Genomic DNA, 26,279 nt, shown 5'->3' on the forward strand with positions numbered 1-26,279 from the left:
ATAGGAGGACAAGGGGAGAAGATAACAATAGTCTAACAATAGTAATGATATTGTTACTTTTCCCACTACCCCTATTTTTTATTTTCGCCGTGGCTTGGACAGGGTGGGGCAGAAATAGAGCGATCTAACCAACCAACCGCTTGTTCTAATCTAGCGAGAGCTTCTTGTGGCTGATTTTTGAGCAGATACACCAACGCTGCTGCTATTTGTTCATTGGCGCGAGAATTACGGTTAGACTTGAGGCGATGCCAATCGTCAGGGGAAATGCTTAGCCTTTCCATGAGGGCTTGGGCTAATTCCAGAGTGCTAAATTCATTAAGTTGGCTGGTTTTAGGCAGCTGGGTTGATTGAGACATAAATCAAGTCCTGAGTGCTGAGTCCTGAGTGCTAAGTCCAAAGTCCAGGGTTAAAACTTTTTGATCTTTAACCCCTGACTCTTGACCCTTGAGTATTGGCTCGCGTTTAATCTTAGTTTACTACTTATAAATGAAGCCGCCTAAACAATCGCAGCCACCAGCAGAAAATTCAGAGCCAGATTTTGAACAAGAACTAGAAGAAGTAGAGCGATCGCTCCTATCCTTAAAAGAACGCTACAATCAAGTGCAACGCGATCGCCTTTCAAAGGCAGAATGGCAACAACGCCTCAACAAACTAAATCATAATAAGCACCACACTCCAGAAATCAAAGCGGAGTTACGGCAGATAAAACAGCAGTTGGAAGTGCTAGAAGTAAACTTAGAAAGCCAGTTATTCTCTTGGGGTAGCCTTAAGAAACCTTTCTGGCAAGCCGTCCGCTTTGGTGGAATGGGCGTTATTATAGGCTGGATATTGAAATCCTGTGCTGGGTAAATATGGTAAATCGACGGATTGCAGAAATATTGCGAAGTGGTCAACCTGATGAGTGTCTCGTAGTTCAAGGCTGGGTAAGAACAAAACGCGAGTCAAAAGGTTTTGCTTTTATTGAAGTCAATGACGGCTCATCGCTAGCTAATTTGCAAGTCGTAATCAATCAGGATTTGCCAGACTACGAAGCAATCTTAAAACAGTTGAATACGGGTGCTGCTGTCGAGGTGACAGGGGTACTGGTGGCTTCTCTTGGTAAAGGACAGCGGATTGAGTTGAAAGCAGAGACAGTCAAAGTCTACGGCGAAGCTGATCCTGATACATATCCTCTGCAAAAGAAACGCCATTCCTTTGAGTTTTTGCGAACCATTGGACATTTGCGATCGCGTACCAATTCCTTTGGTGCAGTTTTCCGCGTTAGAAATGCTTGTTCTACAGCAATTCACCAATTTTTCCAAGAAAGAGGCTTTTTGTGGGTACACACCCCGATTATCACAGCAAGCGATTGTGAAGGTGCAGGTGAACTATTTAGCGTTACTAGTTTGGATTTAAAAAATATTCCCCGCACAGAAAACCAAGCAGTCGATTATACACAAGACTTTTTTGGTAAACCCACATATTTAACAGTTAGCGGTCAGTTGGAAGCGGAAGTTATGGCGATGGCGTTTAGCAACGTCTACACCTTTGGCCCTACCTTTCGTGCAGAGAATTCCAACACCTCCCGCCACTTAGCAGAATTTTGGATGGTTGAGCCAGAAATGGCTTTTTGTGACTTGGAAGGCGATATGGATTTAGCCGAGGCGTTTCTCAAACACATTTTTAAATATGTGTTAGAAACTTGTCCAGAAGACATGGAATTTTTCAATCAGCGCATTGATAATACCGTGTTAGCAACGGCTGAAAATATTATTAACAATCAATTTGAACGCTTAACTTATACGGAAGCGATCGCACTTTTAGAAAAAGCTGATGTCAAGTTTGAATATCCTGTCAGTTGGGGTTTAGATTTACAATCAGAACATGAGCGTTATCTGGCTGAGCAATTGTTTAAGAAGCCTGCGATCGTTACAGATTATCCAGCGCAAATCAAAGCCTTTTATATGCGCTTGAACGACGATGAAAAGACCGTCCGCGCAATGGATATTCTCGCACCCAAAATTGGCGAAATTGTTGGCGGTTCCCAACGGGAAGAACGTCTAGAAGTCCTAGAGCGCCGCGTATTAGCGCAAGGGTTAAACCCAGAAGAGTTGTGGTGGTATCTTGATTTGCGTCGTTATGGTACTGTCCCCCACGCTGGTTTTGGACTTGGTTTTGAGCGACTCGTGCAATTTATGACGGGTATGGGAAATATTCGTGATGTGATTCCGTTCCCACGTACACCGCAAAGCGCCGAGTTTTAGTCAGTAAGCTGAGGGATGAAGTGCGTTAATAATCTCTTGGAGGTAACTCTGCTGAGTCGTTTGTTCCTGGTTTTGGACTTGGCCGCCGTGGATTTGGAATTGGGGCAGAACCTCCTGTGATATCATCGTCTGAGTCCCATGAGTCACCCTCTTCATCCCAAGTGTTGAGTTGTTGGTTTAGTTCAAGCTCAAGGTTTTTATAGGCTTGGTCTATCCCCTGATCATCGTCTTGCGCTAGATGCTCACGAAGTTCCTGAATTAGGCTTTTGATACGCTGGCGATGATTACGGAGCAAACTGAATTCAAAACCCCGATCTAGCTCTTGAAGTAGCCGTTCTCCTTGCAAAATCAAAGCTTCAACACGGTTGTGCTTTCCCAATCGTTCTTGATTCATAGCAATTCTCCAGCAACCGACTTTTTTAGAAGTCTATTAAACTTTAGATGCAATGTCTGGCGATAAGCCGCATTGCATCTACGGGTTTATTTAATTACCTTTTTGCTTCTTGGTATATGCAATACTTTTAAATCGGCTATCTCAACTAAAAAACCAGATATTGAAAGCAATTTACAGTTATAGATTCATAATTTATAATCACCAAATCCCAATTATGAATTATTTGCCCCTGCTTGCCTGTTCGGTATGACTGACGCTACTGTTAGAAGAAATTATGTAAAGTCAAACCCAAATCAAATAAGTTGAATAGGAAGCTAAAATGGCAACTCCCAGTAAACAGGTGAAATCTACTACTGAATATTGGAGATAATAGACGCACCGAAACTCGTATCCAGGTTCGCATTCCTAAAGACTTGCATGAGGAACCAGTCATCTCACGACTGGTTTCCCACTATGGTGTCACAGTCATGATTGCGGCTGCTTAGGTAAGGACAAATGCGCTAGAACATAGCTGTTTCGATCTGCAACTACGAGGAACGACTTCGCAGATTGAAAGCGCTTTAACCTACCTAGATGAACTGAATTTAGAAATTTTGCACCAATCCACCCCTGAGGAAGATGGGTGGCAAATTGAGTGTTGAGTCCTGAGTAATGAGTAGTGAGTAAAAAGCACTCAGCACGGGCTGAACGCCCCGCTACCGCTAACGGCACTCAGGACTCAGCACTTTATTTAAGCCATTTGATTTTCAATTGCCCACCGCGCTAATTCAGTGCGGTTATGGAGATTGGTTTTGCCCAACATATTGGACACATGGCTTTCAACCGTTCGCTGACTAACATTTAATTCTTCAGCAATTTCCCGGTTAGCTAAACCCCTAGCTACAAACTGCACTACTTTCAGTTCTGTTGGGGTTAATTGCACATCGAAGGGAACCTGGATGCGGGAACCGTTTTCTCCTCCTTTTGCTTGGTGTTCTTTCCAACGGATAGTTTGTTTGAGCGAGGATTCTACTTGCGCTACGAGTTCTTCTGGCTCAAAGGGCTTGACCATATATACATCAGCACCTTTATTCAAACCTTTAACTCGATCCGCGCTTTGTCCCTTAGCTGAAAGGAAAAGAACGGGAATCCAGCTGGTTCGTTCGTTTTGCCGCACTTGTTCCACAAAAGTATATCCGTCCATTTCCGGCATCATCACGTCGCAGATGATCATGTCTGGAACATCGTGCTCTAAAATTTCCAGAGCTTCTCGTCCATTTTCAGCGGTGATGACTTCATATCCCCGGAATTCTAAGTAATCCTTCACCAGCAAGATGAGGTTAGGGTCATCATCAATCAATAGAAGTCGTTTGTGATCTTTCATGCTGGGCTCTTTCATAGCAGTGGCACTTGTCGCGCTTCGGTCCATCAATGTCTTGAATAGTTATCCTCTATGGTGGATTATTTGAGATGTTGTCTTTTTTCCCACTTAACTTGCCTTTGCTGCCTCGAAGTCTCAAAAGTGTTGAAGCACTTTTAAGAAATTAGTAGCTCGATGGCAAAAGTCCAGCAAGGATACGTATAGCAGTAGTATCTATAATGCGCTATTATATATCGCTTTGAAAGTGGCGGGCTAAAAAACACTGATTAAATAATCTTTCTGATTCACAAGTAAGTACTGGCTTAAGATGACCCTACCTCAAAACCAACCCGCGCTTTCTTAAAGCTTACTGCCATACTATATCCTTCGGATGTAAAGTCTTTACGAGACGTTCACAAGAAACTAGGGAAGTTTATGGCAAAAGATGGGTTAAAAATGCATATTCTTCTACCACCCTCTTGCCTATTAAGTGTTCTTGGATAATCCGCTCAATGACTTCCGAGTTTGCTTGGCGATACCAGATACCATCCGGGTAAACCACCATTATCAGTCCAGAACAACAAACACGCAAGCAATTAGCCTTAGTTCTAAAGACATAAATGGGACGACTATCTTGCGTCTGGTCGAGTTTTAGCTCTTTAAGTCGCGTTTTCAAGTATTCCCAAGACTCCAGACTAGCTTGTTTTGAGCAGCAGTTAGCAATCTGGTCAGCACAAATAAAAATGTGTCGCTGAATTTTAGCCAGTCCTAGAGATTCTACACAATTACTTAGGGCTTTATGTTCTGGAAATTTAGTAGTTTTGGGGATTGGATGGTTGGACTGGATCACTGGGTTGTTACTCATCGAGCGGCTCCCTGATTACAGTTCTATAACAATTTCTCAGGTTTGCAAATAAAGTTGTCCATATAAAAATATTCGGAACTTACGGAACGGAACCTGAAAGCTAGAAATAATTAAGCATTTATACTTAAGTAAACCTGCGCTCCTCTAGTTCGGGAACCCGTACTAAGGAAATTGTTGCCATTGCACGCCGCTTTTCGGTAAATTAGCACTCAGGAGTTGAGAGTGCTAAAACTCTGGAGAAATTAATATGGCAGCTGTATCTCTAAGCGTTTCTACAGTTAAACCTTTAAGCGATCGCGTTTTCGTGAAAGTGAGCGCCTCTGAAGAAAAGACCGCAGGTGGTTTGTATTTACCCGACACCGCCAAAGAAAAGCCCCAGGTAGGGGAAGTAGTCGCCCTTGGCCCTGGCAAGCGTAACGACGACGGTAGCCGTCAGGAATTGGAAATTAAAGTCGGTGATAAGGTGTTGTACTCCAAGTACGCTGGCACCGACATCAAGCTCGGCACCGAAGAATATGTACTGCTTTCTGAAAAAGACATTTTAGCAGTCGTTATCTAATTGTCATTAGTCACTGGTCATTAGTCATTAGCCAATGACAAAGAGAGAAGTCTGAGCGCCGGCTTCCGGCGACCAGAACTTCGGAGACAAAAGACAAGGGACAAAAGACAAACAGGGAAGTCTGAGCGCCGGCTTTCGGCGACCAGAACTTCAAAGACAAATGACAAAGGACAAATAAAATATGGCAAAGCGCATAATCTACAACGAAAACGCCCGTCGTGCCCTAGAACGAGGCATTGATATTCTGGCTGAGGCTGTAGCTGTTACCCTTGGCCCTAAAGGCCGTAACGTAGTTCTAGAAAAGAAATTTGGCGCACCGCAAATCGTTAATGACGGTGTAACCATCGCTAAAGAAATTGAATTAGAAGACCACATTGAAAACACTGGCGTGGCTCTGATTCGTCAAGCTGCTTCTAAAACGAACGATGCTGCGGGCGATGGCACTACTACTGCTACCGTTTTAGCTCACGCTATCGTCAAAGAAGGCTTGCGGAACGTTGCAGCTGGTGCTAACGCGATATTGCTGAAGCGCGGTATTGATAAAGCTACCAACTTCCTGGTAGACAAAATCAAAGAACATGCTCGTCCCGTAGAAGATTCTAAAGCCATTGCTCAAGTGGGTTCTATCTCAGCTGGCAACGATGAAGAAGTTGGTCAGATGATTGCCCAAGCAATGGACAAAGTGGGCAAAGAAGGCGTAATTTCCCTAGAAGAAGGGAAATCTATGTTCACTGAGTTGGAAATCACTGAAGGGATGCGCTTTGATAAAGGCTACATCTCTCCTTATTTCGCTACCGACCCTGAGCGGATGGAAGCGATTTTCGATGAGCCTTATCTGTTGCTGACTGATAAGAAAATTGCCCTTGTACAAGACCTTGTACCTGTTCTAGAGCAAGTAGCTCGTGCAGGTCGTCCCTTGGTGATTATCGCTGAAGATATTGAAAAAGAAGCTTTGGCAACTCTAGTAGTAAACCGTCTGCGCGGTGTGCTAAATGTTGCTGCTGTTAAAGCTCCTGGTTTTGGCGATCGCCGCAAAGCTATGCTAGAAGACATAGCTGTATTGACTGGTGGTCAACTAGTCACTGAAGATGCTGGTTTGAAGCTGGAAAATACCAAGCTGGAAAGTCTGGGTAAAGCTCGCCGCATCACCATCACCAAAGACAACACCACAATTGTTGCCGAAGGTAACGAAGCTGGTGTCAAGGCTCGTGTTGAGCAGATTCGTCGTCAAATTGACGAAACCGAATCTTCTTACGACAAAGAAAAGCTGCAAGAGCGTCTCGCTAAACTCTCTGGTGGTGTCGCCGTGGTGAAAGTGGGTGCAGCCACCGAAACTGAAATGAAAGACAAGAAGCTGCGCCTAGAAGACGCTATCAACGCCACCAAAGCTGCTGTGGAAGAAGGTATTGTTCCCGGTGGTGGTACAACTCTGGCTCACCTGGCTCCCGTATTGGAAGAATGGGCAAAGAGCCACCTGAAGGATGAAGAGTTGATTGGTGCTTTGATTGTCGTTCGTGCTTTACCTGCACCCCTGAAGCGGATTGCTGAAAACGCTGGTCAGAATGGTGCTGTTATCGCTGAGCGCGTCAAAGAGAAGGAATTCAACATTGGCTACAATGCTGCAACCAACGAATTTGTTGATTTGTTGGGTGCTGGTATTGTTGACCCTGCTAAAGTAACTCGTTCTGCTCTGCAAAACGCTGCTTCTATCGCTGGTATGGTGTTGACAACCGAATGTATCATAGTTGACAAGCCTGAGCCTAAAGATGCTGCTCCTGCTGCTGGTGGTGGCATGGGTGGCGGCGACTTCGATTACTAATATCTAAATATTCTGTAATCAGTTCCGTAATGGTAAAAACAGCTGCATCCTGATAGGAGCGGCTGTTTTTTATTGAAACGGAAAGATATGGCAGGGCGATCGCAATATTAAAATAAAAGTTCTAGACTTACTTATAGTTCAAGTTCTCTAACGATGATGGCTAGCACTTTCCTACTTTTCGATCTTGGCGCTCTTGATTTTCAAGATTTGTTGAGAAAATCGTCTGGCTGAATACCAGCTTGCTTTAAAATCGCACGTAATGTTCCCTCTGGCATATCACCTGAATGATTGGGAATAGTAGTATAACGATTAGCTTCAGGATTAAACCAAATTTCATGGCTTCCTGCGGTCTGACGGTAAAATTGCATCTGATGTGAAAAATAATGCTACCTTTTAAGAAAAAAATTGTCACTGATGAAGCCATGCGTCCGGTAGCAGTCTTGATTGATTATCAAGACTGGCAGCAAATTGAGAAGATATTAGAGGAGCATCAATCACAACAAAAAGAAGAGTTTGATTTAAACAAGTATGGGGGTGTAATTCAACTAACTCAAGACCCTTTGGAATATCAGCAGCAAATTAGGGACGAGTGGCGTTGATACAACCTTTAATGTTATTAGATACAAATGTAGTCTTATACTTTTTGGGCGGTCGTTTAGTAAACCCACTACCATCAGGACAATATTTTATTTCAGTGATTACTGAGATTGAATTACTCTCTTATCCGAGCCTCAGTCCAGATGAAGAAACACAAATTATTGATTTTTTAAATAAAATTACAGTTGTTGATATTGATAATAATATTAAAAATTTAACAATTGCATTTCGCAAACAATATAGACTTAGGCTTCCTGACGCAATAATTGTAGCAACTGCAAAATATTTAAATGTAATATTGTTTACGAATGATACAAGATTGGCTAATTTAATAGAAATTAACACTCAATCAGTGCAAATTGTGTAACGGAGAGCGATCGCTTGTTTTGAGGTGAGAATTCAAAGCTTGCTAGGAATGATTTTATCCTTGGTAATTTCTTCAATTGTTGATATCTTCATCCTTGACTTGTTGAAATATAAATCCACTTTCAAAAGGCCCGCCGCGACCTCTTACTACTTTGACAAGAATAGGTTTTTGTTGGCGATCGCCTTTCTTATCAAATTTGAGTCGATGTCCTGAAGTTTCATTTGCTGAAAGATCAACAGATGGGAGTTTTTGTAAGACGGTCTGGCGAGTAGGATTGTTAGACATAGATATAGCTTTGATAAAAGCCTGAGTTGCATCATAAGCGGCAGCTGTCCGCCAGCTAATCTGTCCTCCCCATCTTGTCCTAGCTTTTTCTGCAAATTCTTTTGAATTTTCCTCTTCTGCAAACCAATCTACAGCTATAACTAAACCTTCAAAAGCTTCTCCACCTGATTTTAAAGTTTTTTGATTATACAAAGCATTTCCTCCTAGCAGAGGCAATTTTTTGCTTCCCTCAGCGCTGGCAATTGCAAGTGCCACGGAAGTTAACTCTGTATTCGGAAACAGAACAATTGCATCTGCTTTATCTTGTTCATTAATTTTTAAAATTTCGGCAGATGTATCCAATGAAGCATTAGCTAAATCTATAGTACGTACAAATTTCTCATTGTTATCTTTAAATAACTTTTCAAACTGTTCTTTTACGTTCTTACTATAAGTATCATCAGGATTGTAGAAAATAACTACTCTTTTATAGCCCTGATTCTTAGCATAATCTGCTAACTTCCCAGCATTTACTTCAGTAGAAAGTACTGTTCTAAAAAATACTCTGCTATTCAGTGAGGTACTTGTACTTCCTGGAGATATCATTGCTATACCAGCGCTTTCATACTGAGGTAGTGCTGCTGCACTGTTTGGACTAGTATAATGTCCAATAACTCCTAGTATATTTTGATTTTTAATTAGCTCTCCAGCAACTTTATGAGCTTGAGTTTGAGAACTGCCATCATTGGCAATTACTATATTTAAAAATCGCTGATTTACTTCACTTGAACTGTTAAAAATATCTTGTACCTGTGCAACTCCTCGCAAGAGTTCTTTAGAAATATCCGCTTCTTTATTAGTATCTGGTAAAACCACTGCCAGAGTTAGTGGATTGCCTTTTTGATATGCTCTAGCATTGTTGTAATAAATTTGCAACTCTGGGTCAAAAGGAAAGGCTTGTCTAGCTCTTTTAAAATAATTAACAGCATCAGTATAACGTTTTTCTTGAAAAGCTTTAAAAGCCTGAGAGCGACTTGGATTTTCACTTCCACCAAACAAAGTACGCTCACCTTCGCTCAATAATACTGATACTGGTTGTACTGTTATTGTCTCTGTCGGTTGAGGATTCTGGTTAACAACCGAAGGTTTTTTTTGTGAATACCAGTATGAGAACCCAAGTACTGAAATTAGTATTATTGGAGCAAGCACTAAGACAAGGCGCTGCTGCTTTCGTGTTACTAATTCTTGGCTAGCATATAAAAATTGATAATCTTCAACAAGCAACTGTTTATGTTCTGCCCATGCTTGAGCTTGTCGTAATTTCTGCCCCTGCAAGAGATAAGATTTCTTCTGACGATTAGACTCTAGCCATGCTGCTAATTCCTTTGCATAAGGTCGCAAATTTGCTAACGCCTGATTAACCCAGTTGTTGTCAAAAACAAACTCATAAATGCGGTTATAAACTCTTAATTTGCCATTTTGCTTAACTACCAATCCTGATAGGCGCAATTCTATTTGCTCCGGACTGTTATCTTCTTCAATTTCTCCTTTTCGTAAAACTTGCTCATATAATTCCAGCAACAGATCCGCAGGCTGCTTATTGCTGAAAATCCGATCGCGTATCGTCCTCAAATGCTCTGGATCATCCTGAGATTGCCAGTTTTGGATAATCCGCGATCGCACTAATTCCTCTACAGATAATCTTTGCTCATCATCTAGAATAAATTGACAAAGCTTTTGAGTAAGAAAAGGTTGTCCACCAGTCCATTCCAAAACCTCTTTTAGCTTTTCTTGGGGATTACTGACTTTACCTACTAATCCTTTAGCTAAAGGCTCGGCTTCAACTAGATCAAAACCTTTGAGTTCAATTGCTTGACCGATATTAAAAGGTGTACGCTGTTTATCTTGAATCAAATCAGAGGGAGTTGCTACCCCTAAAAGACAAAATGTGAGGCGTTTATATTCTGGTTTATCAGCACGCTGGTTATGGCAGGATCGAATCAAAGCGAAAAAATCCTCAGTTGAAAAACTGAGACTGAGAACGCTATCAATTTCATCTACAAAAATGACAATTTTTTTATGAATAGAGGTTAGCATCTCTTCTTCAAGGAACTTGCCCAATCGCCGCAATGGAGGCAGTAATTTTTGTGCCTTCCACCAGTTTCCTAAATCAAAATTATCGTTTAGTTTTAGACTCCTAACTAGGCTGTCAATTACACCTGCATACCATTGATCGGGGGTGACATCCTGAGTGCCGATGGCAGTAATATCAATTTCAGCACAAGCAATTCCCTCTTCCTGCAACCTTTGCATGGTTCTTACCCGCAAACTCGATTTACCCATCTGCCGCGAATTCAGGACATAACAGAATTCCCCCGCCTTCAACTTTTTGTATAAGTCGTCATCTGCCTGCCGTGTGACGTAGGTAGGGGAATCCGAAGGTAAAGTACCCCCAACTTGGTATTCGTAGTTTGGGTTAGGCTCTGGATTCATTAGTTATGTCCAATGCAGTTGCACACTCATCATTCTCCGTCTGCTCTGTCTACTTGCAAAGAGGTGCTGGGGCAAATTTCGGGGAATTTGAAATCATCATTACACACCTAAGCGATCGCGAAAATACAGGCGATACAAATCACACAAGGGCAGAACATCATCGCCTGTGAATTTCACGAGTCTCATATTGCGTAACTTAGATGCTTTATCAGCGTCTATTCTAACTGGTCTATTGGTAAGAACTACTTGCTTCATGGCTTGCTTTAGTTCTGGGTTATCCTGCAAAATTGACAACTGAACAAGCAGATGGTCGCTGTATAAGCCTTCTTGGGTGGGAGCAATTTTCAATAGTTCTTTCAACGTCAGTTCGCGTCGCGCAATTTTATACAGTGCCTCTTTCACCAGCCAAGGATGCCCACCAACCATCGCCATTAGTTGGACAACTTGCTCTCCATTCCAAGAGAGTTGGAGGCGCTGTGCTAAATTCTGCACCTGTGGCTGATTTAATTCTGGTATTTCAATGCCTTTCCCCACATTGAGCGGTGATTTATTCCTATCTATAGGAATGTTATCTTCTTTGGAGTAGGCAATTACCAACCGTAACTTTTGCCAAATAGGCTTAGTTGTGGCTTTCTCATGCCAAGCTCGTAGTAATGGAAGAAAGTTACGAGCTATGTGATAGGAGAAGATGACATCAACGTTATCTAATCCCAAAACTAGCGGACTATTGATTGCTGGCAATAAATATTCTTCACAGTAGTTTGTACAGTCTATGTTGGCACTCGCTGTACTTTTCCAATTCTCAGCCAGTTTATCTGGTAGATTTAATTCTCTGGCTATGCTGGCACAGAACCACTGCAAGAAAGGCTTTAGAGTGTTGAATATTTCTTTTTCTGGCTCTTGAAAGTCTATTCGCACTGCTTGATAGCCTTGCTGAATCCCATAATCCAAAATCTGGTTTATTAAGTAGGTTTTGCCCCATTGCAAAGGAGCTTTCACCCGAATTAATGCCCCTGGCTTCTTCACTTCTTTGTAACAATCAGTATAAAAAGCTTGATCGAAAAACGGAAATTCCAGTTCTGGGGATGGTTCTGGATGCAGCAAACTTTCCAAGTCAGCCCAATTTTCTTGAACTGTGGTTAGTGGTACAGCCAATCCTCCTTGGGTATTGTCGTAAGCGGCAATCATCCCAACGACCGCTTGCAATTGAATATCAAACACAGGGGAACCACTATAGCCACCAATGATCTGTTGTGCGTCTGCCATTACCCGCAACCGTAACATTGATAAGTTACCAAAACCTGAATGGCTGTTAGCATCAGTGATATTGCCCTCAATCGTGCCGCCTTCTGGGAAGTCTGAACGCCCATAGCCAATGGAGCGAAATTGATTTCCTGGCGCAAAAGTTAGCGATAAGGGTACAGCTTGGTCTTGATAAGCAGATAATTGCAATATGGCGAAATCATCGCGGGTGCGATCGCCTAAATAAACCAACTCAACCCCTTGCCCATTGACTCGCACTTCTTTCCAACCTCCTGCCGACTCAACTACATGGGCGCAGGTGAGTAAATGTCCTTCGGATGAGATGAAAAAGCCCGTGCCTTGGATGTAACCTTCTGGAGTAGCGATAGCCACGGTACAAGCTTTAACTAAATCCCAACTCATGAAAATTTATTACTTGTTTTCTTCCGGTGTTAGTTTCCAAGTTATTTTCACCTTCAGCGATGCCTGCCCAGTGGATTCGACCACATAGACCGAGCCTTTGGCGGTAAAATTCACCCCAAACTCAACTTCTGCGCTTACAGGTTGCGATTCTTGCTGCAAGGTACGAAACGCCTTTGTAATTGGGCGACACCCGCGAACAATCAAATCCTTAACTGCATCGAAGTTAGCCTCTACTTTTTCTATAGGTAACTCCCCAGTGGGCGATACACGAACTACTGATGCATCTGGTAGCTCAACTGCTACCAAAATCGTGCCGCCATCCTCTGTATTCAGTTCTAGAAGCTTACGAGCCATAATTTAATTAGCTTTTGGCTATATATGAAAAAGGTAAGTAAAGTTGTTTTGAAAGTAAATTTATATAAATTTCTAGGTAAAAAATTTTTCTTTTAAAAAAGTATATCTAAGGGTAATATCTAAGAAAAATATACCAAGAAACCAGCTAGTCTTACAAAAATTTACTTTTACTCTATACCTTGCAGTTTTATGAGTTCACAATCTTCTCGCTCTGACAAAATTTTGGTTGTTGATGATTCTCCTGATAACGTATTTTTGATTAAAACTATTTTGGAAGAAGAAGGTTACACAATTAGCACCGCAGAAAATGGTATTTCAGCATTGGCAGAACTAAAAGCATCTCCTTGTGACTTAGTGTTGCTGGATCTAATGATGCCAGGAATGGACGGGTACGAAGTTACTAAGCACATTCGTGGAGATATGAAGTTACCGCAATATATCCCGATACTGTTGATCACCGCCCATGATGCGCCTAACGTTGCCCGCGGATTAGACTTAGGTGCTGATGATTTTATCCGCAAACCTGTAACTGTAGATGAATTGCTGGCTAGGGTGCGATCACTTTTGCGTTTAAAACATAGTATGGATGAACGTGATGAAATTGCTCGCCAGCGAGAAGATTTTGTTTCACGCCTTACCCACGATTTACGCACTCCTTTAGTGGCGGCTGATCGCATGTTAATGCTGTTTCAGCAGGGTGCTTTGGGAGGTTTATCACCGCAAATGCAGGAAGTAATTGCCATCATGGCTCGCAGCAATACTAATCTGCTTTCTATGGTCAATACTTTATTGGAAGTTTATCGCTTTGAAGCCGGCCGTAAAACCCTGGCGCTTCAACCAGTTAATCTCAGCAGGTTACTAGAAGAGGTGACTGGAGAATTAACACCTTTGGCTCAAGCCAAAACAATATCAATAAATTTAGATTTTACTGAGGATTTAAGCACGAATACAGTGATGGGCGATCGCCTAGAACTGCATCGTTTATTCACCAACCTTATAGGCAATGCTATTAAATTTACTGATTCTGGTTCTGTTACCATTCGTCTGACATCTCAACGCCAATTAGACGAAAGCAACCAGTCTCAGTTATCTTGGAAATCTAATTATGTTGATTACATGAGCATAGAAATAGCGGATACCGGCCCAGGTATTTCCTCTGAAGAACAAGCCACCTTGTTTGAACGATTTCGTCAAGGTAGCCATAAGAGTTCTGGTAGTGGCTTAGGATTGTATCTTTCTCGCCGAATTGTCGAGGCACATCAAGGCACTATCAGGCTCAATTCACAACTGGGTGAAGGTAGTAGATTTATTGTACTTCTACCCATAAAATCGTAAAATAATTGGAACAACAATATATGAATCATTAAACTTTTAATCTAAAATAATAACTTATTATAAATAAATTTCAATGATTCCCAACAACAATATATATAACTTTTTTAAGAAATAAACATAATCAAAAATGAAAAATTATCAATTAGATATATTAATAGAGCAGCACTTATATTAAATATATTTCGCAAGATAAAAAATGATTAATACTGAATTATCAAACATTGCTGAAATTGTTCTTAATCAGCGTAATTTTTTTCAAACTGGCAAAACTAAAGATGTTGATTTTCGTATTGAACAACTCAAAACTCTCAAGCAAGCAGTTATTGAGCACAAACAATCAATAATTCAGGCATTACAAGCCGATTTACATAAGCCAGAATTTGAGATTTACATGACAGAACTTAGCATAATCAAGGAAGTAGATTATGCTATAAAACACCTTAAAACTTGGATTAAACCTAAAAAAACAGCAGTTTCCTGGGAATTTTTTTCCTACTCAGCTAAAATTTATACAGAACCGCTAGGAGTTGTTTTAATTATCGGCCCTTGGAATTATCCATTCAATTTAATTATTTCACCGTTAGTCGGTGCGATCGCCGCAGGAAATTGTACAATTATCAAACCTTCAGAGCTTGCCCCACATACTTCCCATGTTCTTGCTGAGATTATTGCCAAATATTTTGACCCAGCTTATATTGCAGTGCTAGAAGGAGGCGTAGAAACCAGTCAGGAACTACTAATAGAAAAGTTTGACCATATCTTTTTTACTGGTGGTACAGCCGTAGGTAAAATTATCATGGCAGCAGCGGCAAAACATCTCACACCAGTTACTTTGGAATTGGGCGGCAAAAGTCCTTGTATTGTAGATACTGACATTAATCTTGAACATACTATTAGACGAATTACTTGGGGAAAGTTTCTGAATGCTGGACAAACTTGTATTGCACCAGACTATATTTTAGTTGACAAGAAAATCAAAAAAGATTTAGTAAATGGATTACAAAAATGCCTAAAAGAATTTTATGGTGATCAGCCGGACAAAAGTCCTGATTATGCCAGAATTATCAGTCAAAAACACTTTGATAGATTAGTTAACTTCCTTAAAGATGGTAAAATTATCATCGGTGGAAAAACTAAACCTTCAGAGCGTTATATTGCCCCCACATTAATTGATAATGTCTCTTTGGTAGATCCCATAATGCAGGAAGAAATTTTTGGCCCCCTGCTACCCATAATTGAATATACTGAGATTGCCGAAGCGATCGCTTTGATTAACTCTCGGGCAAAGCCCTTAGCTTTATACTTATTTTCTCAAAATAAAAACCTGCAAAAGCACGTTTTGCAGGAAACTTCATCTGGTGGAGTTTGTATCAACGATACACTTATGCAGTTTGGTGTCTCATCTTTACCGTTTGGTGGTGTGGGAGATAGCGGTATTGGCAGCTATCACGGTAAAGCTAGTTTCGACATTTTTTCCCATAACAAAAGTGTATTACAAAACTCCTTCTGGCTGGATTTAAAATGGCGATATGCTCCCTATAAGGGTAAATTACCCTTAATCAAGAAACTTCTGGGTTGAAAATTAAACGTGATAAGTTAGGAGTAAAAATTCTTAATTCCTAACTCCTAACTATTAAAACCCAAAGGCGCTACTGTAACGCTCCTCTGTCCAGGGTTCGCCACGGCGATGGTAGCCATTACGCTCCCAAAAGCCTAGTTCTTCGCGACCTAAAAACTCCAAACCATTGATCCACTTAGCACTTTTCCAAGCGTAGAGGTGGGGAACAACTAGCCGCATTGGGCCACCATGTTCAGCTGGTAAAGGTTCACCAAAGACTTTAAGAGCAAAGAAGTTTTCTTCGCGCAAAAAATCTTCCATTGAGATGTTGGTGGTGTAGCCGCCATAACAGTGTTCCATAATATGCGCTGATTTGGGATCTACTTCAATCAGACTCATAAAGTCTGTCACTTTAATGCCAGCCCATTTGACATCCAATTTAGACCAGCGCGTTACACAGTGGAAGTCTGCCGTGAATTCGTGCTGAGGTAGTGCTGTGAAGTCCGACCAAGTGAAGGTGGCAGGTTTTGCTAAACCCCAAACGCGAAACTCCCATTCTTCGGTGCTGACTTGGGGAGTTGCACCATAAGTTAATACGGGGAACCCCTTGGCCAGGTGTTGACCTGGAGGGACGCGTTCGCCCTTGGCGTTGGCGTAGCCATCGCTTTCTTCCTTTTCTGGTTTTTGAAAAAATTTTCCTAGCATAGTCGTAGAAAAATAAGTTTTCTCAAGATATTTACAAGCTTTTTTGCTGATTAGCTAAAAGCTAGAAGAACCAGATATTTTACTTGTTATTTAAAACTCCCAGAGGATCAAGCCGCTGGGATTCTATGAAAGGCAAGCTAATTCCAAACTCCCGCGAGTTTTTATGATTCTTCTTCCTCTTCTTCAGCTGTTGGATAGACAAATGTAGAACGTCCAGTCAAAATCGACTTGCCTAGGGAGAGAGCTTTCTGAGCTTCAACAACAGCTTTGTGCCTCCAGGTAGCTCGGCGTTTATCTCGTTTAGACTTGGACGTTTTCTTCTTAGGGACAGCCATATTAGCGGAAATCGCAATTATTGACAACCTTTTTATTCTAAGCGATCAACTGACCAAAGAAAGTATGAAGAATTAAACAGGCAGTCCAAAACCTAGATTTGCAATATTGTGTCTTCTCTTTTTGATTAGCGTTTATCTAGTGCCCCATTTGGAGGCGCTTCCATCACCGGTATCTTATCTGTAGGTTCCTCTGTTGTTGCAGGCTTGGTAGGTTGAGGTAAAGCTGCGGGGTTAGCAGTAGCGGCTGGAACTGGATTAGAGGTTGTTTGATTTTCAAAAAACAGTAGCGATCGCGCAGTTTTGAAGTAAGTTGCCCAGCGTTGAGCATCTGGGCGCGATCGCCATTGTGGACGGCTGACTTCTAATGTCAAAACTGGTGCGATCGCTCCATAACTTTGTACGGATATGATAATTGAAACATCTGTCACTAAGATATCTTGGTCAAAGCTCCGCTGAGCAGCTGCTCTAGCAGCCGCTTCCGCCCTTCGCAGAATGGTTTCGTAGTTTTCCTTTGGTAAGCGGTCAATAGCCAGGTCAACTCTAGCGGTGTAAGCTCGCACAATCTGAGGTGCGATCATTTCGGTCAAAAGCCATGTGGGAACTGTAGATATAAGCAAAACTACTAAAGGAACTATCCGGATTCTTGTGGCAATTTGGCTAATAACTGAGAAGGGGATGATCGATGATGGTAGGTGAGCGTAACTTTTGCTCATAACCTTGTAACTCCTTATTGATGATCTGTAATGGTAATTCGGTGGAAGTATTTTCCGCCATACTAAAGTAATAAAAATTACATTTTGTCTAAAAATTAGATACGAATCACCTAGACTAAAAACATAGGTTATCTTTGCCCCAACAACAAAGTTAACCGCAATTTTAAGACCAGCAAACAATAACTGACAAAGAGCGAGATGGCAAATTACTGGGCGATCGCTATTGGCATCAATCAATATCAGTTATTTCAACCTTTGAGTTATGCCCAAGCAGATGCCGAGGCACTAAAGGATTTTTTGGTGACACAAGCAGGTTTTGTCAGCGAACACTGCTTACTGATGACAGATACTTCGCCACCGATAGGAAATAGATCAACCCATCCAACTAAAGAAAATATTCTGCTTTTACTTGAAGATTTAGCCGCGACAAGTTTTCAACCACAAGACTATCTGTGGTTATTCTTTAGCGGTTATGGCGTTAACTACAACGGCAAAGATTACTTAATACCAGTAGAAGGAAACCCTGAACTGGTTATAGAGACTGGCATAGAAGTGCGATCGCTAATGCAAAGTCTGAAACTTGCTGACTTGAATGTATTGCTACTACTCGATATCAACCGCGCTTTTGGTACTCAAGCGGATGCTCCCGTTGGCGAAGAAATTATAGAACTAGCCCAAGAACTACAAATTGCTACAATTCTTTCTTGCCAGCCAGAGCAATTCTCTCACGAAAATAGCGAGCTAGGTCATGGATTCTTTACAGCAGCGTTGTTAGAAGCTTTGCGTTCTGGGAATGGCAACAGCTTAGCTGATTTAGAAAGCTACCTGAACTTGATCACGCCCCAATTATGTCAACACCACTGGCGTCCCATCCAAAATCCTGCCACTATCATCCCATCAAGGCAGCAAATAATCTTGCCGCGACTGGCGGTAGAAAGCGATCTGGAAGCAGATGCGATTATTTATCCAGAAGAATCTTTTGCTGTTGCTCGTGCAGCTCCCCCACTTGATGACAATCCTCCTAGAACTTCAGCAGATCAGGGTAGGTGGGGAGAAGACACAACGGTGGAAACTAGTATGAGTCAATCCTCACAACAAAAAGCAGGAGACGAGGATTCCGAGCAAGAAATAGTTATATCAGCTTCCGAGCCAGTAGGCACTCTTCCAGATAAAAATCCGATGCAGGAAACTTCCTTAGAAGTGATTCCTTCACACCAGTTATCTCAACAGGAGAAACCCAATAACGGTGCTGGCTCCTCTTCCCAAGCCTATGTATCCCGATTGCCAGCGAATCAGGTAGATAGCTCATTGTGGAAACAGTTTATATTATGGGGTGGAGGCAGCATGGTGGTAGCAGGTTTAATCGCAGTTGTTTTTCTCCGTAATCAAGCAACTTTTAGAATTAAGCCAATATCAAGAGAATCACCCAGTGCTACTAGTGAGCCTACGTTCCAGGATTCACCAGATGGCCGCCCCATCAATGAAATTACTTCACCAGGTCAATCAAGAAATCGCTCCAGAACACAAATAGCTTCTACCGATTCAAAACGAAATCAAGCATTATTAGACCTCAGAAGAATGTCGCTCAGGCAAAATCAAGCTAGCGATCTGAGCTTGGCAATCGCCACAGCCCGGAAAATTCAACCCGGTGAACCGCTTTACGAACAAGCTCAGGAGAATATTAAGATTTGGAGCCGGATGATTTTAGAGTTAGCCGAGGGTCGTGCTAAACAAAGGCGATATGCTAATGCCATTGCAACCGCGCAGTTAATCACCAAAGACGAAGCCCTTTATGCCAAAGCACAAGCAGCAATTAACCAGTGGCGGATAGAGGGCAAGGAGTATGTAAGCAACAAAACTCTTTTAGATGCAGCAAATGCTTTGATTAAGCCCAGACAGGCATCTACTTACAATCGTGCTATCGAAGTTGCCAAGAGAGTACCATCGGGTCAACCAGGCTTTGATACTGCTCAAAAATTGATCAATAAATGGAGTGAAAAAATTTTAGATCTAGCTAAGAGTCGCGCTGCTCAAGGAGAATTCAATGCGGCAATTCAAACTGCTGCTCTAGTCCCAGAAGTAACGGCCGCTTACGAAGATGCTCAAGATGCTATCCAAAAATGGCAGAATAGGAGAATTAGAAATTAAAAATGGTCAAAAGTTCAAAGTCCAGAGTCAAAAGCAACTGCCATTGACCCTGGACTATTAATTATTGAACTATTGACTGACTGTGTGTTAACAGTACTGCGACACATCCTCACCACATTCGTCGGCTAGATAGCACATTGCTCGGAAACGTAAGCCAACTACTTCATCATATAAGGGGTTAAGCTTACACATTGGCGGAATGTGAAACAGGGTTTTCCCAAATAATTTGACATCGCGCTCAAAGGGGCACTGAGATGGAATCAGTTTGCACAAACGGTGAGCTAGTTGGCGATCGCGAACTTGAATGCTGTCTACTCGTTGCCTTAAAGGTTGGAGAATATCGTAGTAAGATTTGGAAGTAGAACGGTGCAACTGGGTTACATGAGCATCACTAGACTCTGCTTGACTGATCAATACCCAGCTTGCCAAAAAAATCTTTTTTGTGGTATTATTAAATACCTTCATGGTTAGTCCTCTGTGTTATTGAGGGTATTCACCTTTCCGATGAATATATACAAAGTGGCAACGACCTTTCCCGGAAGAATCGTGTTCTGACTGACGATACAATATAGTGTTTGAGTAGCCACTTAAGTCAGAACCTAATTTATTACTACATCAAGTTAATCGCAAATTTCTCGGAGTGGTAGTGTAGTACCACTGATCTTGTTCATATCTTGACACAGTTTAAATTTTAGTAAAGACATCTGCCATTGGACAGGTTCTATTGTAACATTTACAAATTTTAATATAACCAATTCCTGTAAGTAATTTTGGTAAGTATGAATATTAGCAATGGAAATAATTTTGCTAGTGACTAAATGCTTCAGAAGCAAAGAGGCGTTTGAGCGTCGGCTTTTGAAAAGTCCAATCATCAGCTTCCAGCGCTCAGAACTACGGAAGGATGTTAAACCTTCAGGGGTAGTTTGCCGCAATAAATAGCTGCCCCAATGGTTCGGGAATAGAAAGTGATTATTCAGCAATTTGCAACTCATAGCGTACTAGGGCTGACTTACCTGGGATTAGCATTGGGTTATATTCCTGGCTTACGCATGAACCGCGCCACCATTGCTTTGGTTGGGTCTGCCTTTTTAATTGCTTTGGGTGCTGTGAATTTGCAGGAGGCTTGGCAGGCAATTGATGCCTATACCATCGTATTTTTATTGAGCATGATGGTAGTCAATGCTAACCTATCCTTTGCAGGATTTTTTCGGCGATCGCTGTCGATCATATTGAGTGTAACTCGCAGCCCGCTAGGTTTGTTGATTGCCTTAACTTTTGGCAGCGGTATCCTCTCCGCTTTTTTTCTCAATGACACTCTGGCACTAATTTTTACACCGTTGACCTTGAGTTTGACTGAAGCTTTGGGTTTAAATCCGATTCCCTACTTACTTGCGATCGCCGGTGCAACTAATATAGGCTCGGTAGCAACCTTGAGCGGTAATCCCCAAAACATCCTAATTGGCTCCTTTTCAGGCATCTCCTATCTAGATTTTCTGCGGGCGTTGGCTCCCGTTGCCCTAATTGGCTTGCTAATTCAAATAGGACTACTGTGGCTGCTTTACCCAAATGTGCGCTCTACCCAACCTTGCCAGCAGATACCCACTGGCAACGAACGCATCTTCAAACCCTTATTTAATAAAAATTTAGTCATCACCACCGGGCTATTAATTGCATTTACTGTAGGCTTACCCTTAGCGGAGTCTGCTTTAGTAGCTGCTAGCTTATTGCTAATCACTCGGCGGATTAAACCCCAGCGCATTCTGAAAAAAGTGGATTGGAACTTGTTGGTGATGTTTTCTGGACTCTTCATCCTGACCAGAGCCACGCAGAAGTTGAATTTGCTATAGCCATTTACCCACGCGGTTAACTCAGCTGCGAGTTTATTGGGTATAACTGTTATGCTGTCCAACTTGATTTCTAATGTTCCGGCTGTACTCCTACTTCAACCCCTAATTTCTCAAGATGACACCAGATCTTGGCTATTGCTAGCAGCAGGCTCAACTTTAGCAGGCAATCTTACCCTATTTGGTGCAGTTGCTAACCTGATCACTGTAGAAGCTGCTGCTGAGCTTGGTTACAAGCTGACTTTTTGGGAGCATTTGCGTTTTGGAGTGCCGTTAACAGTGTGTACTCTGCTTCTAGTTTACTTATTGGTTAACTGAATGTGCGTGAACTAAAAATAACAATATAAAAAATTCTAGCTGTGTAAGCGCTTACTCAAAATTAAACTCAGTCATTCATAAAAGATGTAAAGAATATTTTTTCTCTAAAATCTCACGTCAAAGCGCAAAGACGCTCCTTAAAACTCTGCGTATCTGTCTTGAAAAGTATGAGCGCCGGAAGCCGGCGCTCATACTTTTCGCTGCGCCTCTGCGTGAGATTTTTTATTTCCTACGATGCTACCTGAGCAGCAGTACGAGTCCGGCGTCTTCTGCCGTCGGCAACTTTCACAGGTGGCTCGTCAGGGATTTGCATCAACAAAGTTACAGATGGTTGACATTGCAATTCTCGACGGATAGAGCGTTGCAATTCCCGCTCTAAAGTTCCTTGCAATCCACCCCAATCTATATCTGCTGCTTCACCTTCCGCAGGAGCAAATTCTGACCAGCGCACAGTGAGGATTTCTTCAATTCGCTGTTGTACCCATTTTTGCACAAGCGATCGCTCCATACTTGTCACGACACCGCGCAAATGGATTTCTGGCTTAGCCATGAGTTTGCCATTCCAATCGATAGCAGCGGCGATGGTAACAATACCTTCTTCTGCCATGCGTTGCCGTTCTTGCAATACTTTGGCACTCACCATTCCAGAACTGGTAGTATCCACAAGCTCTATACCAGATGGCACTTTACCCGCAACCCGCAGCGAATCTTCGGTAAGTTCTACTACATCGCCATTCTGGATAATTATCATGTTTTCTGCGGGAATGCCCATACTTTGAGCGGTTTCCGAGTGCTTAACCAGCATCCGATGTTCGCCGTGAACTGGCACAAAAAACTTGGGTCGAGTTAAGGCAATCATCAGTTTTTGGTCTTCCTGACAGCCGTGACCAGAGACGTGAATCCCTTTATCCCGACCATAGACTACTTTCGCCCCTTGAATCATCAATTTATCGATGGTGTTGACTACAGCGATTGTATTTCCGGGAATTGGGTTGGCAGAGAATACTACTGTGTCTCCTTGGCGAATCCTAATGTGGGGGTGTTCTTTGTTAGCAATACGGGTCATGGCTGACATTGGTTCACCTTGAGAACCAGTAGTCAGAATTAGCACTCTTTCATCAGGCATGTTACGCACTGCGTGCAATGGTTGCAGCAGATTATCTTCACACTTGATGTAACCTAGATTGCGGGCATGAGCGATCAAATTTAGCATCGAACGCCCGACAACTGACACTACACGATTTTGCTTCTTCGCCAGATCCAAAATCATGTTGATGCGATGCACTGAAGAAGCAAAGGTAGTGACAAATAGTCGCCCAGTGGCTTGACTAAATACCCGGTCAAGATTGGGATAAACTGAACGTTCTGAAGGGGTGAATCCTGGTACTTCTGAGTTAGTTGAGTCACTTAAAAGCGCCAAAACGCCTTTTTCACCGTGTTCTGCTAGCCGTTGCAAATCAAACTTTTCACCATCCACAGGAGTGTGGTCGATTTTAAAATCTCCTGTGTGGATGACGACACCAAGAGGTGTATGAATAGCAACAGTGAAGCTATCAGCGATGGAGTGAGTGTTGCGGATATATTCCACTAAAAAGTTTTTGCCAATCCGCACTACATCACGTGGTAAAACTTTTCTTAACTCCGTGCGATCGCGCACTCCTGCTTCTTCCAATTTACCTTCTAGCATTGCCATTGCTAGCCTTGGTCCATAAATCACAGGTATGTCAAATTGCTTAAGGTGAAAAGCAATTCCACCAATATGGTCTTCATGACCGTGGGTAACAATCATCCCTTTAATTTTGTGACGATTTTCCCGTAAATAAGTCGTATCTGGCAGAACAATATTTACGCCATGCATTGCCTCTGTAGGAAATGCCAATCCTGCATCTAACAAGATAATTTCGTCGTCATACTCGAAAACACACGTATTTTTTCCAATTTCATGCAAACCGCCCAAAGGAATAATTTTTAGGGCGGAGTTAGCTTCGTTTTTAGCCATTTTCTCCTTAGATTTTTGTTTGTTGTTAATCAATAGATAGTTAGCGTTCTTGTATTTAAAGACAATTTAAGTTGTCTATTAAGTTCAGTTTGAAAGTAACCAAATTTTAATTGTTAGATGTTCAATTTTTTGTTCAATAAAATGGACTGTACGGTGAAGGATTCATAGTATATCTATCAGTCCTAACACAGGTATTTAAATTACAACCTGTTAACAATTATGACCATTGTTTATATCTGTCTTTGGCAACTAGCAGATTGCCAGCACTCAATAAACTGGTGCCTAGATTAAACTAAGTTCTTTAAGAATCACCTCTAACTTTTGACTGACTTCTGAATCCGCTTCTTCGCATAGCGGCAGACGAGTTGAACCGACCTCCCAACCTCGAAGTTTCAGTGCTTTTTTAACTGGAATGGGATTTGAAGTTAGAAATAAAGCTTTAAACAACGGGAATAGTTGAAGATGAATTTCAGTGGCAACTTCAATTTTCCCCGTACTAAAAGCTTGGATCATCTGCTGTAGTTGGTTTCCTACCAGATGAGAAGCCACACTTACAACACCCTTCGCCCCGATTGCTAACAAGGGCAAAGTCATGTAATCATCACCAGAGTATATCTGGAACTCTTTTGGTGTCAAGCGGCGAATTTCGCTTGCTTGATCTATGTTACCAGTGGATTCTTTAATCCCGACAATATTGTTGACCTTAGCTAACCGGGCAACTGTTTCTGGCTGAAGGTTTTGTCCGGTACGACCAGGGATATTGTATAACAACAACGGTAGGTCGGGACAGGCTTGTGCTATCGCCTGAAAGTGCGCTTCTAGTCCCGCTTGCGGCGGTTTGTTGTAATAAGGAACAACCTGTAAGGAACCATGGACTCCTATTTTAGCTGCTTTTTGGGTTGCTGCGATCGCTTCTTTGGTGGAATTGGAGCCACACCCTGCTATAACCTTGGCTTTTCCTGCTACAGACTGCAATACCTCAACAAACAACTGGTATTCCTCGTCCCAACTTAGGGTAGGAGATTCCCCAGTTGTGCCGCATACCACTAATGTATCTGTACCGTTGCTAACTAGATGCGCTGCCAGTTGTGCTGCTACATCATAGTTGACACTACCGTCTGTTTTAAACGGTGTAATCATAGCGGTTAAAACGCTGCCAAAATCTCCCACCCTCTTTTCACTCCTACATTACCCTCTTTGTTTTTGTATCTTGGTGGATTTATATTGTAATAACCTATCCGCAAATTGCTTTCAAGCGTGATTCGCACATTTATCCTTTGTTCTTTGTTCTTAACTAATGACTAATGCTCAATGACTAGGTTGAAACGTATGTTTTAGTAACTTTGAGTAGATTTTTTTCTACCAATAACTCGGCAATTTGTACTGCATTCAAAGCTGCGCCTTTTCGGATTTGATCACCACATAGCCACAGTTCTAAGCCGCATGGATGAGAAATATCTTGTCGAATTCTTCCCACTAAAACTTCGTCTTGACCAGTTGCTTCAATTGGCATAGGGAAATGGTTAGTTCCCCAATCTTCTACCAATTTTACCCCAGGGGAGTGATTTAAAATTTCTCTGGCTTCATCTGAACTAAAAGGACTTTCAAATTCGAGATTAATTGCTTCTGAATGGGCGCGGAGTACGGGAACCCGTACACAAGTGGCGGTAATTCTGATTTGTTGCGTGCCAAAAATTTTTCGGGTTTCGTTGACCATTTTCATTTCTTCTTCACAATACCCCAAATCATTTAATGGGGAGTTATGTGGGAATAAATTAAATGCCAACGGGTAAGGTAATACCTCGGCAACTGGTGACTGTCCTTGTAATATAGCGCTTGTTTGGGTTTTGACTTCTGCCATTGCTTTTGCCCCAGCACCACTAGCAGATTGGTAGGTAGAGACTACAATGCGTTGTACTGGTCTAACTTTATGCAAGGGCCATACTGCTACTGTCATTAAAATGGTTGTGCAGTTAGGGTTGGCAATAATGCCTTGATGATTGGCGGCAGCTAACGGATTTACCTCTGGTACTACCAACGGTACTTCTGGATTCATCCGAAAGGCACTGGAGTTATCTATTACCACTGCACCCTTTTGTGTTGCAACTGCTGCCCAAGTTTTGGATGTAGAACCACCTGCACTAGCTAGTACCAAGTCTACATTCTCAAAGGCGCGATCGCTCACTGGCTCAACTAGTAAATTTTCTCCTTTAAACTGTAGCGTTCGTCCTACACTCCGCTCTGATGCCAATAACTTTAAATCAGCAATAGGAAAATTACGGTGCTCCAGTAATTCCAGCAACTCTGTGCCAACAGCACCAGTTGCTCCCAAAATAGCTACACGATAGGATTTAGACAACCTGGC

26 protein-coding genes and 1 pseudogene are annotated in these 26,279 nt (G+C 42.1%); 11 read left to right on the top strand and 16 right to left on the bottom strand.

Annotated elements, in window-relative coordinates:
• Window positions 1-71: 71 nt before the first annotated feature.
• Window positions 72-356: a DUF6439 family protein gene (locus HCR01_RS16615; protein WP_193197244.1), complete on the bottom strand. Its 285-nt coding sequence runs from the start codon at window positions 354-356 to the stop codon at window positions 72-74.
• 130 nt (window positions 357-486) lie between these two features.
• Here HCR01_RS16615 and HCR01_RS16620 point away from each other — a divergent pair, with 130 nt between their 5' ends.
• Both HCR01_RS16620 and asnS read left to right on the top strand, forming a co-directional pair.
• The gene (locus HCR01_RS16620) at window positions 487-849 is read left to right on the top strand and encodes a hypothetical protein (protein ID WP_193197245.1); all 363 of its coding nucleotides are present in this window, start codon (window positions 487-489) and stop codon (window positions 847-849) included.
• Window positions 850-851: 2 nt separating this feature from the next.
• On the top strand, window positions 852-2,243 hold the full coding sequence (gene asnS, locus HCR01_RS16625) for an asparagine--tRNA ligase (protein WP_193197246.1): 1,392 nt from the start codon (window positions 852-854) through the stop codon (window positions 2,241-2,243).
• A gap of 25 nt (window positions 2,244-2,268) precedes the next feature.
• Here the strand turns inward: asnS and HCR01_RS16630 are convergent, their stop codons facing one another.
• Entirely contained in the window at window positions 2,269-2,637 is a 369-nt protein-coding gene (locus tag HCR01_RS16630; protein WP_193197247.1) for a hypothetical protein, read from the bottom strand.
• 413 nt (window positions 2,638-3,050) lie between these two features.
• Here HCR01_RS16630 and HCR01_RS40450 point away from each other — a divergent pair, with 413 nt between their 5' ends.
• Entirely contained in the window at window positions 3,051-3,122 is a 72-nt protein-coding gene (locus tag HCR01_RS40450; protein ID WP_320073128.1) for a hypothetical protein, read from the top strand.
• Between the two features lie 245 nt (window positions 3,123-3,367).
• Here the strand turns inward: HCR01_RS40450 and HCR01_RS16640 are convergent, their stop codons facing one another.
• The gene (locus HCR01_RS16640; RefSeq protein ID WP_010997804.1) at window positions 3,368-4,045 is read right to left on the bottom strand and encodes a response regulator transcription factor; all 678 of its coding nucleotides are present in this window, start codon (window positions 4,043-4,045) and stop codon (window positions 3,368-3,370) included.
• 364 nt (window positions 4,046-4,409) lie between these two features.
• Window positions 4,410-4,841: a (2Fe-2S) ferredoxin domain-containing protein gene (locus HCR01_RS16645; RefSeq protein WP_193197248.1), complete on the bottom strand. Its 432-nt coding sequence runs from the start codon at window positions 4,839-4,841 to the stop codon at window positions 4,410-4,412.
• 247 nt (window positions 4,842-5,088) lie between these two features.
• On the opposite strand from HCR01_RS16645, the gene groES reads away from it, so the two are divergent.
• Both groES and groL read left to right on the top strand, forming a co-directional pair.
• Complete coding sequence (groES, locus tag HCR01_RS16650; RefSeq protein ID WP_162394337.1) at window positions 5,089-5,400, top strand: co-chaperone GroES; 312 nt, start codon at window positions 5,089-5,091, stop codon at window positions 5,398-5,400.
• Window positions 5,401-5,581: 181 nt separating this feature from the next.
• Window positions 5,582-7,219, top strand: a complete 1,638-nt coding sequence (gene groL, locus HCR01_RS16655; RefSeq protein WP_193197249.1) for a chaperonin GroEL — start codon at window positions 5,582-5,584, stop codon at window positions 7,217-7,219.
• 200 nt (window positions 7,220-7,419) lie between these two features.
• Here the strand turns inward: groL and HCR01_RS16660 are convergent, their stop codons facing one another.
• The gene (locus tag HCR01_RS16660; RefSeq protein ID WP_193197250.1) at window positions 7,420-7,587 is read right to left on the bottom strand and encodes a type II toxin-antitoxin system HicA family toxin; all 168 of its coding nucleotides are present in this window, start codon (window positions 7,585-7,587) and stop codon (window positions 7,420-7,422) included.
• A gap of 15 nt (window positions 7,588-7,602) precedes the next feature.
• Between HCR01_RS16660 and HCR01_RS16665 the strand changes: the two genes are divergently transcribed.
• Window positions 7,603-7,818, top strand: a complete 216-nt coding sequence (locus HCR01_RS16665; RefSeq protein WP_162394339.1) for a hypothetical protein — start codon at window positions 7,603-7,605, stop codon at window positions 7,816-7,818.
• Window positions 7,809-8,183, top strand: a complete 375-nt coding sequence (locus HCR01_RS16670) for a type II toxin-antitoxin system VapC family toxin (RefSeq protein WP_193197251.1) — start codon at window positions 7,809-7,811, stop codon at window positions 8,181-8,183. Before HCR01_RS16665 ends, HCR01_RS16670 begins: the two co-directional genes overlap by 10 nt.
• Window positions 8,184-8,255: 72 nt before the next feature.
• On the opposite strand, the gene HCR01_RS16675 is transcribed toward HCR01_RS16670, so the two are convergent.
• The 3 genes from HCR01_RS16675 to HCR01_RS16685 all read right to left on the bottom strand — a co-directional run bounded on the left by HCR01_RS16675 (window position 8,256) and on the right by HCR01_RS16685 (window position 12,959).
• The gene (locus HCR01_RS16675; RefSeq protein ID WP_193197252.1) at window positions 8,256-10,940 is read right to left on the bottom strand and encodes an ABC transporter substrate-binding protein; all 2,685 of its coding nucleotides are present in this window, start codon (window positions 10,938-10,940) and stop codon (window positions 8,256-8,258) included.
• A 99-nt stretch (window positions 10,941-11,039) separates the two neighbouring features.
• Window positions 11,040-12,605 (bottom strand): AAA-like domain-containing protein, encoded by a 1,566-nt coding sequence (locus tag HCR01_RS16680; RefSeq protein ID WP_193197253.1) that lies wholly within the window; start codon window positions 12,603-12,605, stop codon window positions 11,040-11,042.
• A 9-nt stretch (window positions 12,606-12,614) separates the two neighbouring features.
• Window positions 12,615-12,959 carry a CU044_2847 family protein gene (locus HCR01_RS16685; protein ID WP_193197254.1) on the bottom strand — a complete coding sequence of 115 codons (345 nt, stop codon included), beginning with the start codon at window positions 12,957-12,959 and terminating at the stop codon, window positions 12,615-12,617.
• Between the two features lie 189 nt (window positions 12,960-13,148).
• Here HCR01_RS16685 and HCR01_RS16690 point away from each other — a divergent pair, with 189 nt between their 5' ends.
• A complete protein-coding gene (locus HCR01_RS16690) occupies window positions 13,149-14,294 on the top strand; it encodes a hybrid sensor histidine kinase/response regulator (RefSeq protein WP_193197255.1) in 1,146 nt (381 codons plus the stop codon).
• A 196-nt stretch (window positions 14,295-14,490) separates the two neighbouring features.
• On the top strand, window positions 14,491-15,873 hold the full coding sequence (locus tag HCR01_RS16695; protein ID WP_193197256.1) for an aldehyde dehydrogenase: 1,383 nt from the start codon (window positions 14,491-14,493) through the stop codon (window positions 15,871-15,873).
• A 54-nt stretch (window positions 15,874-15,927) separates the two neighbouring features.
• On the opposite strand, the gene HCR01_RS16700 is transcribed toward HCR01_RS16695, so the two are convergent.
• From HCR01_RS16700 to HCR01_RS16710, 3 genes are all read right to left on the bottom strand, one after another.
• Complete coding sequence (locus HCR01_RS16700) at window positions 15,928-16,557, bottom strand: sulfite oxidase-like oxidoreductase (RefSeq protein WP_193197257.1); 630 nt, start codon at window positions 16,555-16,557, stop codon at window positions 15,928-15,930.
• A 161-nt stretch (window positions 16,558-16,718) separates the two neighbouring features.
• Window positions 16,719-16,892 carry a 50S ribosomal protein L32 gene (gene rpmF / locus HCR01_RS16705; protein ID WP_012407602.1) on the bottom strand — a complete coding sequence of 58 codons (174 nt, stop codon included), beginning with the start codon at window positions 16,890-16,892 and terminating at the stop codon, window positions 16,719-16,721.
• A 125-nt stretch (window positions 16,893-17,017) separates the two neighbouring features.
• On the bottom strand, window positions 17,018-17,605 hold the full coding sequence (locus HCR01_RS16710; RefSeq protein ID WP_193197258.1) for a hypothetical protein: 588 nt from the start codon (window positions 17,603-17,605) through the stop codon (window positions 17,018-17,020).
• Between the two features lie 198 nt (window positions 17,606-17,803).
• On the opposite strand from HCR01_RS16710, the gene HCR01_RS16715 reads away from it, so the two are divergent.
• Window positions 17,804-19,753 (top strand): caspase family protein, encoded by a 1,950-nt coding sequence (locus tag HCR01_RS16715; RefSeq protein WP_193197259.1) that lies wholly within the window; start codon window positions 17,804-17,806, stop codon window positions 19,751-19,753.
• An 87-nt stretch (window positions 19,754-19,840) separates the two neighbouring features.
• Here the strand turns inward: HCR01_RS16715 and HCR01_RS16720 are convergent, their stop codons facing one another.
• Both HCR01_RS16720 and HCR01_RS38715 read right to left on the bottom strand, forming a co-directional pair.
• A complete protein-coding gene (locus HCR01_RS16720) occupies window positions 19,841-20,218 on the bottom strand; it encodes a Mo-dependent nitrogenase C-terminal domain-containing protein (protein WP_193197260.1) in 378 nt (125 codons plus the stop codon).
• Window positions 20,219-20,373: 155 nt separating this feature from the next.
• Window positions 20,374-20,685, bottom strand: coding sequence for a hypothetical protein (locus HCR01_RS38715; protein ID WP_226889385.1), 312 nt, complete (start codon window positions 20,683-20,685; stop codon window positions 20,374-20,376).
• Between the two features lie 33 nt (window positions 20,686-20,718).
• Between HCR01_RS38715 and HCR01_RS16725 the strand changes: the two are divergent.
• Window positions 20,719-21,915, top strand: a pseudogene (locus HCR01_RS16725) (anion transporter).
• A gap of 229 nt (window positions 21,916-22,144) precedes the next feature.
• Here HCR01_RS16725 and HCR01_RS16730 read toward each other — a convergent pair.
• The 3 genes from HCR01_RS16730 to HCR01_RS16740 all read right to left on the bottom strand — a co-directional run bounded on the left by HCR01_RS16730 (window position 22,145) and on the right by HCR01_RS16740 (window position 26,273).
• Window positions 22,145-23,914 carry a ribonuclease J gene (locus tag HCR01_RS16730; RefSeq protein WP_193197261.1) on the bottom strand — a complete coding sequence of 590 codons (1,770 nt, stop codon included), beginning with the start codon at window positions 23,912-23,914 and terminating at the stop codon, window positions 22,145-22,147.
• A gap of 282 nt (window positions 23,915-24,196) precedes the next feature.
• The gene (dapA, locus tag HCR01_RS16735) at window positions 24,197-25,084 is read right to left on the bottom strand and encodes a 4-hydroxy-tetrahydrodipicolinate synthase (RefSeq protein WP_193197262.1); all 888 of its coding nucleotides are present in this window, start codon (window positions 25,082-25,084) and stop codon (window positions 24,197-24,199) included.
• A gap of 145 nt (window positions 25,085-25,229) precedes the next feature.
• Entirely contained in the window at window positions 25,230-26,273 is a 1,044-nt protein-coding gene (locus HCR01_RS16740) for an aspartate-semialdehyde dehydrogenase (protein WP_193197263.1), read from the bottom strand.
• Window positions 26,274-26,279: the final 6 nt, after the last annotated feature.

The sequence above is a fragment of the Nostoc sp. MG11 genome (assembly GCF_014904695.1).
Classification (GTDB): Bacteria; Cyanobacteriota; Cyanobacteriia; order Cyanobacteriales; family Nostocaceae; genus Komarekiella.